Annotated in this window: 13 protein-coding genes and 2 pseudogenes; 3 read left to right on the top strand and 12 right to left on the bottom strand. The window is 62.6% G+C overall.

The genetic code is table 11. The features are described from left to right. Positions 1 to 96: 96 nt before the first annotated feature. The 7 genes and pseudogenes from pbfA to XH98_RS41230 form a co-directional block, all read right to left on the bottom strand. Positions 97 to 1,440, bottom strand: a complete 1,344-nt coding sequence (pbfA, locus tag XH98_RS25985) for a (R)-1-hydroxy-2-aminoethylphosphonate ammonia-lyase (protein WP_271620323.1) — start codon at positions 1,438 to 1,440, stop codon at positions 97 to 99. After that, the gene (phnX, locus tag XH98_RS25980) at positions 1,437 to 2,252 is read right to left on the bottom strand and encodes a phosphonoacetaldehyde hydrolase (protein WP_271620322.1); all 816 of its coding nucleotides are present in this window, start codon (positions 2,250 to 2,252) and stop codon (positions 1,437 to 1,439) included. Before phnX ends, pbfA begins: the two co-directional genes overlap by 4 nt. Continuing rightward, complete coding sequence (locus XH98_RS25975; RefSeq protein WP_271620321.1) at positions 2,249 to 3,397, bottom strand: TIGR03364 family FAD-dependent oxidoreductase; 1,149 nt, start codon at positions 3,395 to 3,397, stop codon at positions 2,249 to 2,251. The genes phnX and XH98_RS25975 overlap by 4 nt, the downstream gene beginning before the upstream one ends. Beyond that, positions 3,394 to 5,112 (bottom strand): putative 2-aminoethylphosphonate ABC transporter permease subunit, encoded by a 1,719-nt coding sequence (locus XH98_RS25970; protein WP_271620320.1) that lies wholly within the window; start codon positions 5,110 to 5,112, stop codon positions 3,394 to 3,396. Before XH98_RS25970 ends, XH98_RS25975 begins: the two co-directional genes overlap by 4 nt. A gap of 15 nt (positions 5,113 to 5,127) precedes the next feature. Beyond that, complete coding sequence (locus XH98_RS25965; RefSeq protein ID WP_442868633.1) at positions 5,128 to 6,291, bottom strand: putative 2-aminoethylphosphonate ABC transporter ATP-binding protein; 1,164 nt, start codon at positions 6,289 to 6,291, stop codon at positions 5,128 to 5,130. Between the two features lie 59 nt (positions 6,292 to 6,350). Continuing rightward, the gene (locus XH98_RS25960; RefSeq protein WP_442868634.1) at positions 6,351 to 7,331 is read right to left on the bottom strand and encodes a putative 2-aminoethylphosphonate ABC transporter substrate-binding protein; all 981 of its coding nucleotides are present in this window, start codon (positions 7,329 to 7,331) and stop codon (positions 6,351 to 6,353) included. 334 nt (positions 7,332 to 7,665) lie between these two features. Further along, a pseudogene (locus XH98_RS41230) lies at positions 7,666 to 8,065 on the bottom strand (REP-associated tyrosine transposase); the annotation flags it as partial. Positions 8,066 to 8,142: 77 nt separating this feature from the next. On the opposite strand from XH98_RS41230, the gene XH98_RS25950 reads away from it, so the two are divergent. Further along, positions 8,143 to 9,084 (top strand): alpha/beta fold hydrolase, encoded by a 942-nt coding sequence (locus tag XH98_RS25950; protein ID WP_271620319.1) that lies wholly within the window; start codon positions 8,143 to 8,145, stop codon positions 9,082 to 9,084. Between the two features lie 294 nt (positions 9,085 to 9,378). On the opposite strand, the gene XH98_RS25945 is transcribed toward XH98_RS25950, so the two are convergent. Both XH98_RS25945 and XH98_RS25940 read right to left on the bottom strand, forming a co-directional pair. Next, a complete protein-coding gene (locus XH98_RS25945) occupies positions 9,379 to 9,807 on the bottom strand; it encodes a tautomerase family protein (RefSeq protein ID WP_271602325.1) in 429 nt (142 codons plus the stop codon). A 159-nt stretch (positions 9,808 to 9,966) separates the two neighbouring features. Further along, positions 9,967 to 10,119 (bottom strand): annotated as a pseudogene (locus XH98_RS25940) (SDR family NAD(P)-dependent oxidoreductase); the annotation flags it as partial. Between the two features lie 148 nt (positions 10,120 to 10,267). On the opposite strand from XH98_RS25940, the gene XH98_RS25935 reads away from it, so the two are divergent. Beyond that, the gene (locus XH98_RS25935; protein WP_271620318.1) at positions 10,268 to 10,750 is read left to right on the top strand and encodes a winged helix-turn-helix transcriptional regulator; all 483 of its coding nucleotides are present in this window, start codon (positions 10,268 to 10,270) and stop codon (positions 10,748 to 10,750) included. Here the strand turns inward: XH98_RS25935 and XH98_RS41225 are convergent. After that, complete coding sequence (locus tag XH98_RS41225) at positions 10,699 to 10,944, bottom strand: integrase core domain-containing protein (protein ID WP_442868632.1); 246 nt, start codon at positions 10,942 to 10,944, stop codon at positions 10,699 to 10,701. The genes XH98_RS25935 and XH98_RS41225 overlap by 52 nt on opposite strands. Positions 10,945 to 11,055: 111 nt before the next feature. Beyond that, positions 11,056 to 11,967, bottom strand: a complete 912-nt coding sequence (locus XH98_RS25930) for a LysR substrate-binding domain-containing protein (RefSeq protein ID WP_271620317.1) — start codon at positions 11,965 to 11,967, stop codon at positions 11,056 to 11,058. A gap of 143 nt (positions 11,968 to 12,110) precedes the next feature. On the opposite strand from XH98_RS25930, the gene XH98_RS25925 reads away from it, so the two are divergent. Beyond that, complete coding sequence (locus XH98_RS25925) at positions 12,111 to 13,310, top strand: MFS transporter (RefSeq protein ID WP_271620316.1); 1,200 nt, start codon at positions 12,111 to 12,113, stop codon at positions 13,308 to 13,310. A 230-nt stretch (positions 13,311 to 13,540) separates the two neighbouring features. On the opposite strand, the gene hpnH is transcribed toward XH98_RS25925, so the two are convergent. Next, positions 13,541 to 14,701 (bottom strand): adenosyl-hopene transferase HpnH, encoded by a 1,161-nt coding sequence (gene hpnH / locus XH98_RS25920; protein ID WP_271620315.1) that lies wholly within the window; start codon positions 14,699 to 14,701, stop codon positions 13,541 to 13,543. Positions 14,702 to 14,705 lie beyond the last annotated feature (4 nt).

Here is a 14,705-nt window from a genome sequence, read left to right as displayed (position 1 = left end):
ACCAGAGAAGAGGCCCGGTCGCGCGACCGGGCCTTTTTGTTGGTGCCGTGGGCCGGGTGGAGCGCGCTGTCGCGAAGTGCGCGCGTCGCGATTGGCTCACAAGGCCGACATCGCTGCTTCGAGAATATCGAGAGCCTGGTCGAGCTCGTCCCGCGAGATCGTCAGCGGTGGGCATAGCGTGACCACGTTGCCGCCGCCGAGCTTGAAGCTCAGGCCTGCTTCCAGGCAGCGATACAACAGGCGCTCCGCGCGCGCGTTGGCATCAAGCTCGTCGCGGCGGCCGATCTCGACGCCGAGATAGAGGCCTGCGCCGCGCACCTCTGAGATCAGCGGATACCGCTCTGCCATCGACCGCAGCCGTTCGAGCGCGTGTGCGCCGAGCACGCGCGCCGTGGTGAGCAGTTGCTCGTCCTCGATCACATCGAGCGTGGCGAGCGCCGCAGCGCAGCCGACCGGGCTCTTCTCGTGGGTGTAGTGGCCGAGCGCGCCCTCGGGCACCACGTCGAGATCGGCCCGCGCCACGATCGCCGCCATCGGCATGATGCCGCCGCCGAGACCCTTGCCGAGCACCAGAATGTCGGGTGTGGTATCAGTCTGCTCGCAGACGAACATGGTCCCGGTGCGGCCGAGGCAGCTCGGCACCTCGTCGAAGATCAGGAGCGCCCCGTGCCGGTCGCAGCTCGCGCGCACGCGTGGCCAGAAGCCTGATGGAGGCAGCTCGACCGTGGTCCAGCGCATCGGCTCGGCGATCACGGCCGCGACGTCGCCCTGCACCTCGAGGATATAATCGATGTAGTCGGCGAGGCGTTCATGCGCGCGGCCGTCCTGTCCGAAGAAGCGCGCGGCGAGGCCCGGCGGCGGCACATGCTCCGTGCCCGGCAGCAGCGGGCCGGCGCCGCGCCGGAACAGCGCTTCGCCCCCGACCGAGACCGCGTCGAGATTGGCGCCGTGGAAAGCATCCCACATCGACAGGGTCTTGTGTCGCCCCGTCGCATAGCGGGCAAGCTTCAGGGCCATGCCGATTGCGGCTGAGCCGCTGGGAGCCAGCAGCACCTTCTCGAGTGAACCGGGCGCCAGCTCGGCGAGGCGCCGGGCGAGGTCGATGGCGGACCTGTTGGTATAGCGGCGCGGGCAGAAGGGCAGGGTATCGAGTTGCGACTTGATGGCCGCCACGACGCGAGGATGACCGTAGCCGACCTGATGCACGCTGTTGCCGTGGAAATCGAGGATGCGCCGGCCCTGGAGATCGACGATGTGGCTGCCTTCGGCGCCAGTCGCCACGTTCAGGCACGGCGTCGACAGCGATTGGCGCAGGAACCAGCGCTCATCCTCGTCGAGCCATTGCTTTGTCTGCGCGTCGAGATGGCGCTGCTGGAATGCAAGTCGCTCCGCCGATAGATTGACGTCGCCCTCGGCGGCGCTCATGTCGGACGTGCTCATGGCCGCTCTCCGCGGGCCAGCCGGCCCTCGATCGCTGCGATGACAGGGATGATGTCGGCGACGCCGTCGATTACGTAATGAGCGCCGGCGTCCGTCAGCCGCTCGATCGCGGCCGCGCGCCGCTCGGCGAAGGCTTGCGGCGGCAACGCCGCCGTGTCGGCGAGCGACAAGCCGAACTCGTTGCCGGTGACGGCAACGCCGACGGTCCAGCAGCCGCCGTTGAGGCCTTCCTTGATCCCGACCTCGGTGTCGTCGACCTTGACGCAGCTCCAGGCCGGCCAGACCGCGAGCTCCAGGAAGGCCTTGTAGAGCATGAACGGCGTGGGCCGGCCATCGGGCGTGTCGCCGGTGCAAACGATGCTGTCGGGCGCATAGCCTTGCGCGGCCGCGACCGGAATCACCTTGGCCATGATCTCGCGCGTGTAGCCGGTACTGGAGCCGATCTTCAGGCCACGGCGCCGCAGGTGAGCGACAGCCTCAGCCACGCCCGGGATCACGTCGGCGTAGCGGGCGGCGACCTCGACATTCATCGGGACGAACACCTGATAGAGCGCATCGATGTCGGCTTCGGTCGGCTCGTGTCCATGCTTGTCGCGCCAGGCGGCGATGATCCGCGGCAGGCGCATGAGGGCGGCGATGTGCGGGCGCTTGGCCATGCCCATGGGCCCGCGTGCCTCGTCCACGGTGATGGTCACGCCGAAGCGCGCGAATGCCTCGACGAACACGCCCATCGGGGCCAGCGAGCCGTGGTCCACCGTCGTGCCGGCCCAGTCGAACACCACGGCCCTGACGTGCTCGAACGTATCGCTCATGCCGCTCGGCTCCCGGATGTCAATTCGTCAATGACTTCCTCGGCGATCGCAAACGAGGTGCTGGCGCCGGTGCCGCTGGTGATCATGACGAGGCGCACGGTTTGAGATGGGCGATCGATCAGCATCAGCCGGTCAGACGCCGAAGAATAGGTGCCGATCCAGCGCTCGCGGATGACGGGTGTTGGCCAGGCCAGGACCTGGCGGAATTCGTCCATGATCAACTTGTCCACCGCTTCAGGACCGAACGGGTCCGGCGTCGCGTCATAGTGATGGGAATCCCCGACGACGAGCGAGCCATCCTCGCTCTGCACGGCGATCAGATGCACGCCGTTGGCCAGATGCTCGCCCTGCTCGGATTCAAGTCGCTGCTTCAGCGCGGCCGCCTCCGGCAGTTCGGCGTAGCCGAGATAGCGCACGAGGCCGAGGTCCGACATCACGGCCGCGTTGAAGCGCGGCGCGCTTGCTGAAGCGACCCGCAGCATGTGCAGCTTGCAGCGGACGAGGTCGTAAGCGCTGATGCGTTCCGGATAGAGGCTCAGGAAATCGTCGCCGGGGCAGACCACGCAGAGCCGGGCCCGGACCGGCCCGCGCGTGGTGTCGATGTCAGGCGGGGCGACCTCCCTGGCCAACGTCTGATACAGGAAGGTGACGCCGTGCACCTCGGCGAGCCACTTCGCCAGCGCCGGCACGGCGATGCGCGACTCCACCCGCAAATCGTGCGGGCTCGCCAGCACGGCTTGCAGATGGTCGGTGCGCAGCATCGGGAAACGGCGGCCCGCCTCAAGCGGGCTCAGAAGCTCGCAACCCTCGCCCATCTCGGTGGTGCGGAACGCCTCGAGCACCGCCGCGGCTTCCGGTCGTCGCACCGCGACCGCAAGTCCGGCATGCTCGATCCTGATGCCCGCGGCCGCGGCCACTTCGGCCCAGACCTGCCGCGACCGCATCGCCCGTTGCCAGCACCGGCCGCGTTGCTGCCCGGTGACGGTGACGAAGCCGAAATTGCGGATCGAGGCACCGTTCGCCCTTGCGTCGCGCTCGATGACCACGACCCGCAAGCCGCGGCGCACGCCCGCAAGCGCGTGGGCCAGACCACAGATGCCGCCGCCGATCACGGCCAGATCGAATTCGTCCCCGGACACGCTCACCGTTTTCTCCACATCTGCGCGCGCGCAAGATAGCCCTGCGTGAGTAACATATAGATGGCGCGTGTGACGGCCGCTGTGGCGAACACCACCATGGCCATGGCTGCCGCCGGGGCCACGTCGCCCGCGTCATCCATGTTGAGCACGGCGATGGCCGCAAGCGTCGTGTGCGGCGCGTAGATGAAGACCACCGCTGATACGGTCGTCATCGCGTTCACGAACAGGTACATGGCGATATCAAGCACGGCCGGCAGGCAGACCGGCAAGGTCACGCGCATGAAGGTACGCCAGAACGGCACCTTAAGCGATGCCGAAACGGTCTCGAACTCCTGGTCGATCTGCTTGAGCGCCGTCACCGCGGTCAGGTGCGAGACCGAGTAGAAATGCGAGATGGTGCAGATGACGAGGATGGCCATCGTGCCGTAGATGAATTTCAGCGGATTGGCCGGGTTGTTGAAGAAGAAGATGTAGCCGAGGCCGAGCACCAGACCGGGAACGGCCAAGGGGAGCAGCGCGAGAAACTGCACGAAGCCGCGAATGGCGCGAAAGCGCGGGGTCTTCTCGATCAGATAGGCGCCGGTAAAGATCACCGCGGTCCCGAACAGCGCGGTGAGGCCGGCCATGACCAGCGAGTTGAAATAGCTGCGCCAGCCGCCACCATCCATCATGTCGAAGTCGAAGTTCCTGAAGCTGGGCGTCAGATTGTAGGGCCAGAGCGTCGCGATCGAGGCGAAGAAGGACACGCCAAGAATGACCAGGATCGCGAACGCGATCAGCGAACAGATCGCCAGCATGGCGCGGTCGATCGTGGCGTCGGGCTTGGGCGCATACGGCACGGCGCGCGCGGAGAGCAATGCCAGCTGGCGCCGCTGCATCAGCTGGTCGACGACGAAGGCCAGCGCCGCCGGCAACAGCAGGATCAGGCCGACCACCGCGCCCATCTGGAAATTCTGCTGCCCGACCACCTGCTTGTAGATGTCGGTCGCGAGCACGTTGAACTTGCCGCCGATGACCTTGGGCACGCCGAAATCGGTGATGACAAGGGTAAAGACGACGAAGACCGCGCTGATCAGCCCGTAGCGCGCGCCGGGAATGGTCACCGTCCAGAAGGTGCGGTGCGAACTTGCCCGCAACGCTTCCGCGGCCTCGTACAGACGCGCGTCCGAAATCGCCAGCGCCGTGGTGATGATGATGAGCGCGTGCGGGAAGGTCCAGAACACCTCGCCCATGACGATGCCGATCGGACCGTAGATCGATGCGCCGAAAAGCATCCATTTGACGAGGCCCTGGTTGCCGAACAGGTAGACGAGACTGATCGCGGGCAACAGCGAGGGCGCGAGTATCGGGATCTGCGCGATGATGCGGAACAGTCCGCGCCCTGGCATGCAGGTGCGGGTCAGCCCATAGGCGTAGACGAAGGCGAGCAGAACGCAGATGAACGTGCTCAGCAGCGAGACCCAGATCGAGTGCCAGATCGAATTGGCCAGCGCCGGACTAGCGAAATAGGCCTGGAAATTGGCGAGGCCGACGAAGCTGCCATCTGCCGCCTGGAAGCTCTTGGACAGCAGCGCCCAGAGCGGCAATAGCACCGTGACGATCAACCAGAGACCGAGCGCGACCACTGCGCCGCGCATGATCCAGTCGTCGCGCCCGAGCTTCTGCCGCAGCGGTGCGATGGCGGCGGCACGGTCCGGCAGACTCAGCGTTTCGGTCGTCATCGCTGCTGTCCCGTGTCAGGCCGGCGCGGAGCGCGGCTGGGCAAATACGCGCAACCGCTGCGGCGGCAGCGCGACTTCGATGGTCGCGCCCGAGGAAATGCCGAGGTCGCGCACGGCGTTGATGGAAAAGTCCGCCGAGAAATTCAGGTTGGTGCCGCTCGCATGCAGGGTCGTCGCGAAATGATTGCCAATGAATTCCATCACGCCGACCTGCACCGACAGGCGATTGTCCGCATGCTCGCCGATGTCGCGCACCACCACGTCCTCCGGCCGAAGGCAGACCGTGACGGCCGCGCCCTCGGCGAGCGGCACATCCTCGCCGAAATCGAGCACGGCTCCGCTGACATTGGCGCGCTTGCTGGTGACGAGGCGTCCTTCCAGAAAGTTCATCTTGCCGACGAAGTCGGCGACGAAAGCCGTCGCGGGGCGGCCGTAGATCTCGTCGGGCGTGCCGACCTGCTCGATCCTGCCATGGCTCATCACCACGATCCGGTCGGACATGGTGAGCGCCTCCTCCTGATCGTGGGTCACCATGATCGTCGTCAGCTTGAGGCGCTGCTGCAGGTCGCGGATCTCGCCGCGCAGGCGCGCCCGGACGCGGGCGTCGAGGGCGGACAGCGGTTCGTCCAGCAGCAGCAGGCCGGGCGATAGCGCCAGCGCGCGGGCGAGTGCGACGCGCTGCTGCTGTCCGCCCGAGAGCTGCGCCGGATATTTGCCGGCCTGCTCGGGCAGGCCGACGAGTTCGAGAAGCTCCTTGACCCGTTTGTCGATCGCGATGCGCGGCGTGCCTGCCGAGACAAGGCCGTAGGCGACGTTGTCCTTGATCGTGAGGTTCGGGAACAGCGCGTAGGACTGGAACACGATGCCGAAATCGCGCTTGGCCACCGGCAGCGTCGAGATGTCGAGCCCGCCCTGATAGATCGACCCGGTGGTCTGCACGTCGAGGCCGGAGATGGCGCGGAGCAGCGTGGTCTTGCCGCAGCCGGACGGCCCGAGGAATGAGACGAACTCGCCCGGCATGATGTCGAGATCGACAGTGTCGAGCGCGGTGAACGCGCCGAACTTCTTCGAGAGGTTGCGGATGCGGAGATAGGGCACCGTCGTTGGCGTGCTGTCCATTCTACTGTCCCGCATTGACCGGCGGCGCGCGTGCACCGCCGGGTTCGTTGCTCCGAGCATCCCGGGCGGGATGCTCGGTTCAGTTCGCTCAGTTCGGGGTCTTCAGTTCTTGTTCTTCTTCAATTCTTGGGCTCGGACTTGCCGTCGTAGCGCTTGCTCCACTCCGCCAGGATCTTGTCGCGGTTCTCCGCGGCCCAGGCGAAGTCGTTCTTGATCAGCATCTTGTCGATGTCACCCTGGATGAACTCCATGGAGCTTGCGATGCCCGGCAACGCGACGATGGCGAAGTTCTCGGCGTAGAGCCTGTTGGCCTCCGGCGTCGCCGCCCAGTCGACCAGCTTCTTCGCCGCCTCCACCTCCTTGGTCGTCTTCATGATGCCGATCGCCTCCATGTCCCAGCCGAGGCCTTCCTTGGGCAGGACGATGCTGATCGGCGCGCCGCCCTTCTTGGTCTTGTTGGCGCGATATTCGAACGAGAGGCCGATCGTGTACTCGCCGGCGGCGGCCTGTCGGCACGGCTTGGAGCCGGAATGGGTGTAGGCCGCGATGTTCTTGTGCAGCTCGTCCATGTACTTCCAGCCGCCGTCCCAGCCGAACATCTGAAGCCAGGCGGAGACCATCAGAAACCCGGTCCCCGACGAGGCCGGGTTCGGCATGGCGATCTGTCCCTGGTAGACCGGCTTGGTCAGATCGGCCCAGGACGCAGGCTCCGGCAGGTTCTTCTTGCCCGACTCCACGGTGTTGACGCAGAAGGCGGATGCCCAGACATCCATGCCCACCCATTCCGGCGTGGCGGCTGGATCGCGCATCTTGGCGTCGACCTTGTCGAGACCGACAGGCGCGTAAGGCATCAGCATGCCTTCCTTCTGCAGCAGCATCAGCGAGGTTGCAGCAAGACCCATGACCACGTCGGCCTTGGGGTTTGCTTTCTCTGCAAGGAGTTTTGCGGTGATGATGCCGGTGGAGTCGCGAACCCAGAGGATGTTGATGCCGGGATTGGCCTTCTCGAAGGCGGCCTTGTAGGGCTTGATCTGGTCGGCCTCCAAGGCCGTGTAAACGGTGAGGTCTGCCGCGCGAGCTGTCGTGGCGAGGCAGAACATGGCGGCGATCGACGCAACAGCGCATCGCAGACCGGTTGTCGTGCACAGGTTCATGTCGGGCTCCATCGATGTTGGCCAGGGGCCGGCGCCGTCAGGGCAGGGAACCCGGTATTGTTAGATGACATTCCCGTGACGTGCATGTCGGATTTTGTGCACGGCGCGCCTCGATTGCTGTGTCTCTGCACATCTTGAGTGCAGTATCGCTCAAGTGCACTGCAACTTCGGCACCGGGGAAGCGGTCACCGGGCACCGCCGAGGCCGGCTGCCCCGCGAGACTGCCGGGGTTTTCTGATCGGCGCGGAGCTGGTGGACAGTCCGTCGGACTGATCGCCCGTACCCGGTCGACGAGCCTGTGCTTGACCGGCTTGATATGAACGTAATCAACATGCCGGGCGAAATCGGCTTCGTCGCGAATGGTGTGCTCCCACTGCGTTGCCAGATGCCCGGTTCGCTCTTGGCCGAGCGGCTCTGGGATATCCTTTCATTTCGTGGCAGCCGGCGCAAAAAGGCGAATTTGATCAGCTGCCAGCGCATTGCAAAATCGGCGTCAGCTTCCAAACGGTGTGGAGGTGATCAGGCAACCCCACGATGGCGTCGATCGTGAATGGGTGACGTCGGCGTGTCTCGCGAAACGCCATGCGCAGCAGCTCGACATGATACGTCACTCTCCTGGCCATTCTGAAGCACCTGCCCTTCGAATTGCCCCAGCGCGGATCGTGCGGTTGCTGCCCCAGATGATATTGGTTGCAAGTTGAAACCGCAAGGTATAGGGATATGTGGTTTCAAGATAAAACCACTCCAGGTCACGATGATGATTGAAGCCGACGCCACATTCGCCAGCACATTTCCGTTCGCACCGCATTTCACGAACGCTCCGGGGTTTCAGATGCATTACGTTGACGAAGGGCCGCGCGAAGGTGAAGTTGTGCTGTGCCTGCATGGCGAGCCGACTTGGGGCTATCTGTTTCGCCATCTCATTTCGGCACTGAGCCCAACGCATCGGGTGGTCGTGCCCGATCATATGGGTTTTGGTAAGAGTGAGACCCCGCCGGAGCGCGGCTACTGGCTTCAGGACCACATCGATAATTTGGAGGCGTTGGTCCTTGCACTCGATCTCACCGGTATAACCCTGGTCATGCATGATTTTGGCGGTCCTGTCGGAATGGGGTTCGCCGCCAGGCATCCTCTTCGCATCAGCAGGATCATCTCCGCCAATGGGCCAACGCCGTTCGGTCAGGCCGATCTCTTCGAACGCGTAATGGCGAATGCTGCCGTCTCGCCTTGGTTTCAGTGGATTGCGAAAGCGGAGTCCGAGGGGCGGCTCGAATCCGTGCTCGGCCAACTAGGATTCAACATCTTCAGCACGCTGAAGCTCAACGGCTTTGAAAACAACGCCATCATTTCGGATAGCTTCATCGGCGCCTATGCCGCTCCCTTCGCGCGTCCTCAGGATTGTCTCGGCGCGATCGGCTGGGCGAAGGGGTTCGCCATCGGCTCCCACAAATTCGAGGAACCCGACGCCGCGGCCGTTCGCGCCATTCGAGAAAAGCCAGCATTGGCAATCTGGGGCGAGGCTGATCGCACGCTGAATGCAGAACATTTCCTGCCTCTGTTCGCGGAAATTTTTCCGACTGGGCAAATTACGCGCCTGCCTGCCACCGGGCACTATTGCTTCGAGGATTCCCCAGAAACAGTTGCACGGCTCATCGCGGACTTTCTCAGCCAAACCTGCGTCAGAAGACCAGCGTTATAGATCAATCCGAGGTCCGCCTGGTCGGAGCGCGGTCCCTAGTGCAAGGTTTCGAGAGGGGTGGACACGCGCGGAGCGCCGACCCACTCGATTCATCAAATACTTCCCTCGCGTTTGGCGTGAGTATTGGTAACTCCAACAATGCCCTTTGGGGCCAAGTGATTGCGGCGGCAGGCTTAGCGAAGGCTGGCGTCGTCAACACCGGCGCCACAATCATGCGGCAAAAAATGCCCTCAATTCCGTTTCCGATCTGGCGGTTTCGATCGGACGGGAGATAGCGAGTGTCCGCAGTATCGGTCAGGTTTCGGCATACGCCGAGGGCCTGTTTTCCGTACGCCATTTCAATTCCGCCGACGTGCCAGGCAACGGAGGCTTAAAGCCGTTTATCATCCACAATTCGAAAGGCGTATCATCTACGTGCAGCTCCCAGCGATAGCCGCGTCCAGCGACATAAGGCTCGAGCACGCGAGCACATCCCTGCAAGAACTGCTGCTGCATTTTGGGATCATCGATCGATCGGGCGATATGGTCCACTGTGACTCTCACGAAGTCATTCGCAGGCTCGCCGCCAATATAGAGTCCTCCCTTCGGAATTTTGTGAAAGAACACATTAACATAGAAGCGAGGCAGAAAGCTTTCGTAGATGGCGGTGATCTTCTGTGACAGCTGCTGCTTATCAGAATCGGTGAATACATTTTCGGGGTGATAGATCTGCCACATCGGCATTTTCGGTCTCCTTTTTAAATTGCTGCTCTGCTTGATCGGCTAACTGGCTGGCGTACCGGGGCGCGCGCTAGCCGGCTCCGCAAGGCGCCGCCACAAGACCGGAGTGGGCACCTTCGAAACGCCCATGCCGTTTCGTCTTGAAGATTCGGGAAGGTTTCGGCCGTGCTCGCCAGAGAGTCGCTTGGCAAGCGCCTCCAGCCGATCAAATTGCCGTGCAACCAGCACGAGATCACATCCACGTGCTGCCAATCGGTCCGCACGGACAGCACCGATACCTGAAGATGCGCCTGTGACGAGGGTCGTCCCCTTGATCGCCCGTTGCGCTGATTCATCGAGAGCCCCTCTGTATGCTCACTCTCCTTATGCAACTACAATAATAAGAGTTAGTCAAGCTCTTATCATCGGAGTGACAATGTGGTACCGTGTGCCAGCGTCAAACGGGCAGCACAGGGACCAAACAATGCGCTCAAAGGGTTTCGAGGGGATGGTGTGTTCCGTCGCCAAAGTCATGGGAGCGATTGGCGATCGCTGGGGCATGCTCATCATGCGAGACTTGCTGCTGGGACTAAGCCGTTACGAAGATTTGCGCCACTCAACCGGCATCACCAACACCACGTTGTCGGATCGCTTGAAGATGCTGGAAGAAAACGGGCTGATCGAGCGAAGGCTGTATCAGTCCCGTCCCGATCGTTTCGAGTACAGACCGACCGTCAAAGGGCGCGATATTGGTCTTGTCATGCAGGCTATGGTGCAGATTGGCGACCGGTGGAGTCCCGCAGGCGTGAAACGGCCGCCCTTGAAGTTTGTTGATAGTCAAACCGGCCGTAGCGTTAAATTAATATCGGTCGACTCGGAAACAGATAATCCTGTGGCGCCTCAGAATATTGGAGCTCAAGCCGGGAGCGGCGCCGACGATCTTATGATCTGGCGCTTGACTAGATGACGTATCTCTCGGCGTCGTCCGAGCGCCGAGTGCAGGCGCACTTTGTTGTAGACCTCCGCGATGAAGCTAGTGATGTGGCGGCGGGCGTCGCCCAGGTCGGCAAAGGCTTTGCCGTTGATCGGTTCGGCCTTGAGCGTTTTCGTGAAGCTTTCGGCCTTGGCGGAGACGATCTGAGGGGGATTTCTCGCTGGCAAAGAGAAAAGGCCCGGTCGCCATTGGCGGCCGGGCCGTTTGCTTTGACGGTGTCCGTAACCCGGAGCGACCGAAACGCTCGAGGCTCCCTGCGGTCGAGGGCGGTGCCACCGTCATCGCAACTCGGTTCGCTCGCGCGAGGCCTCCAGCCGCAACCATTTGCTCACGCGTGTCACGCTCCGGCGAACCTTATGTGCGGATGGGAATACGATGTAATATCCGAGGGCGTCGGAAAAATCGGCGTCGAGCAGCTTGACGAGCTGGCCGCGCGCGAGAGCCGCGGAGGCGAGCGATTCGCGCGCCATCGCGATGCCTTGCGCGTTGATGGCGGCTTCGACGATGACGCCACTATCGTCGTACTGAATGGCGTCGGTCAGGTCGAGTTGATGGCCGGTCTGGCGGGCGTAGCGGGCCCAGTACCGGTAGACCGGGTCCTCGATGATGGGATAGCTCGCGATCTCCGGCAAGCTCTTCGGCATTGCCCGCGCTTGAAAGAGCCGTGGACTACAGACCGCAATCATATGGTCCTTCATCAGCAGATCGGCATGAAGGCCGGGCCATTCGCCGTCGCCGTGGCGGATCGCCATGTCGACGTTCTCGACTTCGAAATCCACATAGTGCCGCGTGACATTCAGCGCCAACTGGATGTCCTTGACCTCCTGGTGAAACTTGGAGAGGCGTTTGACCAGCCATAGATGCGTGAATGACGGCGACACGCTGAGACAGATCTGCTCGATCCTCTTGCTCCGCTGCGTCGTCCTGGCTTGGGACGTTGCCGTATCGATGCGCTCGAGCGCCTTGCTGATGGCTTCGAAATATGTCCTGCCGATGTCGGTCAACACGACCGTCGCGATGCCGCGCTTGAACAGGGCGGTGCCGATGAAACTTTCGAGGTTTCGTATCTGCTGGCTGACTGCACTCTGGGTGATGTGGAGTTCGTCGGCCGCCAGGGTGAAGCTTCTCCTGCGTGCTGCGGCTTCGAAATAGCGCAATGCATTGAGGGGAGGCAGGTTCGCGAAGGTCATGCCTTGGTTTTTCTAATGCGTATTAGAAATTGTCAATTGCCACGACGCAACTAATTCACAAAGGTGTCACGCAGGATCGATGCGGACCCGTCAGTGGCGCCCGGGACGATTTGAAGACCAGCGTGATGGGGCATCGCCGCTCGATGAGGATACAGCCGTTCGGGTTAGCCTTCATCGCCTTCCGGCTCTCGCGCAACAGCTACTTTCACGTGGCGTTCAGCGTCTTGTATTTCCAGAGCCTTGGCTTCTCACTCGCAACGGCTCTCTCGTTGGAAAGCTTCTACTACATCGCCAAGGCGGGTTGCGAAGTCCCGTGCGGCGTGTTTGCGGATAGTGTCGGCCGTAAGCTCACGCTCGTGCTCGGCTCGCTGGCGGCTGCGTCCTGCTATCTCGGTCTCGGGCTGTGCGACCAATATTGGCAGATGATGCTGTTCGAGGCCGGACTTGGCCTGTCGATGTCGATGGCATCAGGCACGGACTCCGCTCTGGTGTATGACGAGTACAAGGCGCTCGCAAAGACCGCGGAATATGAGCATGTCGAATCCATCGGATGGGGTATGCGCAACATCGCGCGGGGTGTTGCCTCGGCCTTCGGATCGCTCTTTGCGACCTGGTACACGATGGGCAGCACCTTCATTCTCACATCCATCGCGATCTTCATGTCCGCGCCGGTTGCGGCCATCTTCCTGAAAGAGGGAGGCCGTCGAAAGACGTCGCTCGGAGCCGTGGTCGCATCGGCAGCTTCGCTGGTCCGGCGCAACGCCGAGTATCGCCGCGTCCTTCTCCAATTTGCGATCATCACGATCGGGGTCAAAGCCGGCTTCTGGGCGTTTCAGCCCTTCTCGGATCTGCATCATCTGCCGCTGGAATGGATCGGCACGTGCTTCACCGCGCTGCTGTTCATATCGCTGGTCGCCTCGTTTTTCGTCAAGCGGATCTGCCGCGTCTTTGGCTTGCTGCACACGCAGACGGCGCTGATCGTGGCAGCCTTCGCCATCATGAGCCTGTCCTTTGCCTCCGAAGGCAAGGCCGGCATCCTCATCGTTTCCCTAGGGCTTGCGCTTCACGCGATCGCGCAGGGCATTTCCGACCCGATCATGCGCATCCTGATCAATCGGTATGCCGACTCGGATAGCCGCGCGACGGCCATGTCGGTTGCGTCCATGGCGGGAGACGGATCGTTCTCGCTCGTAGCCCCTCTGTTCGGATATCTGATCGACAAGCAGGGCGGCGCGGCCGCCAGCATTGCGATCGTGGCCGTGACGTTGTGTTCGCTCTATCCCGACCTGATCAAACTGCATCAAGCAGGCATGAAAAAGCAAACGGTCCATAAGCGGGGGTAGGTGCTGCGACGAGCTGCTGCTCTGGATAGGGACAGGGCAGCATGCCATCATGCCGGTGTTTTGCCCGACGGGTCAAGCTAATTTCGCCAAATACGAAATTTGGGTTGGCCTCGGATCGCCCTCCTCTACTGTGCATGGGGTTGTTTTCCATTTTTGTGGGAGAGTGAGCAAAACAAAAGGCCCGATCGCCATGGCGACCGGGCCTTGTTCGTTCGTATCGGCTGTTGCGCTTACGCCGCCGTCGAAGCCTTCCGCGCCGCCTTCGCGGCTGCGGCTTCAGCCTCGTCCTTGCGGATCTCGGAGAGCTTCTTCTGGACCTGCTCGGAGAAGATGTACTGCGCCGGGCGCTGCTTCGACAGGTCGATCTCCGGCGCCATCGGGCCGGTGGTCTTGATGCCGCGCAGCGACACCCACATCGCCTTCAGCGGGTTGTTGAGGGCTGCGGTCGCCGCCGTCGGCTCGTAGCCGCAATGGGCCATACAGTCGGCGCACTTCTCGTAACGACCGGTGCCGTAGCTCTCCCAGTCGGTGGTGTCCATCAGCTCCTTGAAGGTCTTGGCGTAGCCTTCGCCGAGCAGGTAGCAGGGCTTCTGCCAGCCGAAGATGTTGCGCGCGGGCATGCCCCACGGCGTGCATTCGTATTCCTGGTTGCCGGCGAGGAAGTCGAGGAACAGGCCGGAATGCATGAAGTTCCACTTCTTGCCCTTGCCCATCGCGAAGACGTCGCGGAACAGCTTCTTGGTCTTGGTGCGGTTGAGGAAGTGCTCCTGGTCCGGCGCGCGCTCATAGGCGTAGCCGGGCGACATCGAGACGCCGACGCCGAGCTCGACGGTGAGGTCGAGGAATTTTGCGATCTCCTCGGCCGGATGGCCGTCGAAGATGGTGGCGTTGACGTTGACGGTGAAGCCGCGCGCCTTGGCCGCCTTGATCGCGGAGACGGCGCGGTCGAACACGCCAACTTGCGACACCGCCTTGTCATGGTGGTCACGCAGGCCGTCGAGATGCACCGAGAAGAACAGGTAGGGCGAGGGCTCGAACAGGTCGAGCTTCTTCTCCAGCAGCAGCGCGTTGGTGCAGAGCGAGACGAACTTCTTGCGCGCGACGAGGCCGCGCACGATCTCGCCGATCTCCTTGTGGATCAGCGGCTCGCCGCCGGGAATGGCGACCATCGGCGCGCCGCACTCGTCGGCCGCGTCCCAGCACTCCTGGGCGGTCATGCGGCGGTTGAGGATCGCGTCGGGATAATCGATCTTGCCGCAGCCGACGCAGGCGAGGTTGCAGCGGAACAGCGGCTCGAGCATCAGCACGAGCGGATAGCGTTTGCGGCCAAGCAGTTTCTGCTTGAGCAAATAGCCGCCGATACGCATTTCCTTGAAGAAGGGGATTGCCATTACA

The organism is Bradyrhizobium sp. CCBAU 51745 (assembly GCF_028128715.1).
GTDB classification, from domain to species: domain Bacteria; phylum Pseudomonadota; class Alphaproteobacteria; order Rhizobiales; family Xanthobacteraceae; genus Bradyrhizobium; species Bradyrhizobium manausense.
The sequence above is the reverse complement of the archived record's forward strand: the minus strand, read 5'-3'. Positions and strand labels throughout refer to the sequence as shown.

What these genes read in the sequence shown, in the direction of transcription:
- pbfA (WP_271620323.1), bottom strand. Translation starts at nt 1,440, where the DNA reads ATGAGCACGTCCGACATGAGCGCCGCCGAGGGCGACGTCAATCTATCG.
- phnX (WP_271620322.1), bottom strand. Translation starts at nt 2,252, where the DNA reads ATGAGCGATACGTTCGAGCACGTCAGGGCCGTGGTGTTCGACTGGGCC.
- XH98_RS25970 (WP_271620320.1), bottom strand. Translation starts at nt 5,112, where the DNA reads ATGACGACCGAAACGCTGAGTCTGCCGGACCGTGCCGCCGCCATCGCA.
- XH98_RS25965 (WP_442868633.1), bottom strand. Translation starts at nt 6,291, where the DNA reads ATGCTCGGAGCAACGAACCCGGCGGTGCACGCGCGCCGCCGGTCAATG.
- XH98_RS25960 (WP_442868634.1), bottom strand. Translation starts at nt 7,331, where the DNA reads ATGTTCTGCCTCGCCACGACAGCTCGCGCGGCAGACCTCACCGTTTAC.
- XH98_RS25950 (WP_271620319.1), top strand. Translation starts at nt 8,143, where the DNA reads ATGATTGAAGCCGACGCCACATTCGCCAGCACATTTCCGTTCGCACCG.
- XH98_RS25945 (WP_271602325.1), bottom strand. Translation starts at nt 9,807, where the DNA reads ATGCCGATGTGGCAGATCTATCACCCCGAAAATGTATTCACCGATTCT.
- XH98_RS25935 (WP_271620318.1), top strand. Translation starts at nt 10,268, where the DNA reads ATGCGCTCAAAGGGTTTCGAGGGGATGGTGTGTTCCGTCGCCAAAGTC.
- XH98_RS25930 (WP_271620317.1), bottom strand. Translation starts at nt 11,967, where the DNA reads ATGACCTTCGCGAACCTGCCTCCCCTCAATGCATTGCGCTATTTCGAA.
- XH98_RS25925 (WP_271620316.1), top strand. Translation starts at nt 12,111, where the DNA reads ATGAGGATACAGCCGTTCGGGTTAGCCTTCATCGCCTTCCGGCTCTCG.
- hpnH (WP_271620315.1), bottom strand. Translation starts at nt 14,701, where the DNA reads ATGGCAATCCCCTTCTTCAAGGAAATGCGTATCGGCGGCTATTTGCTC.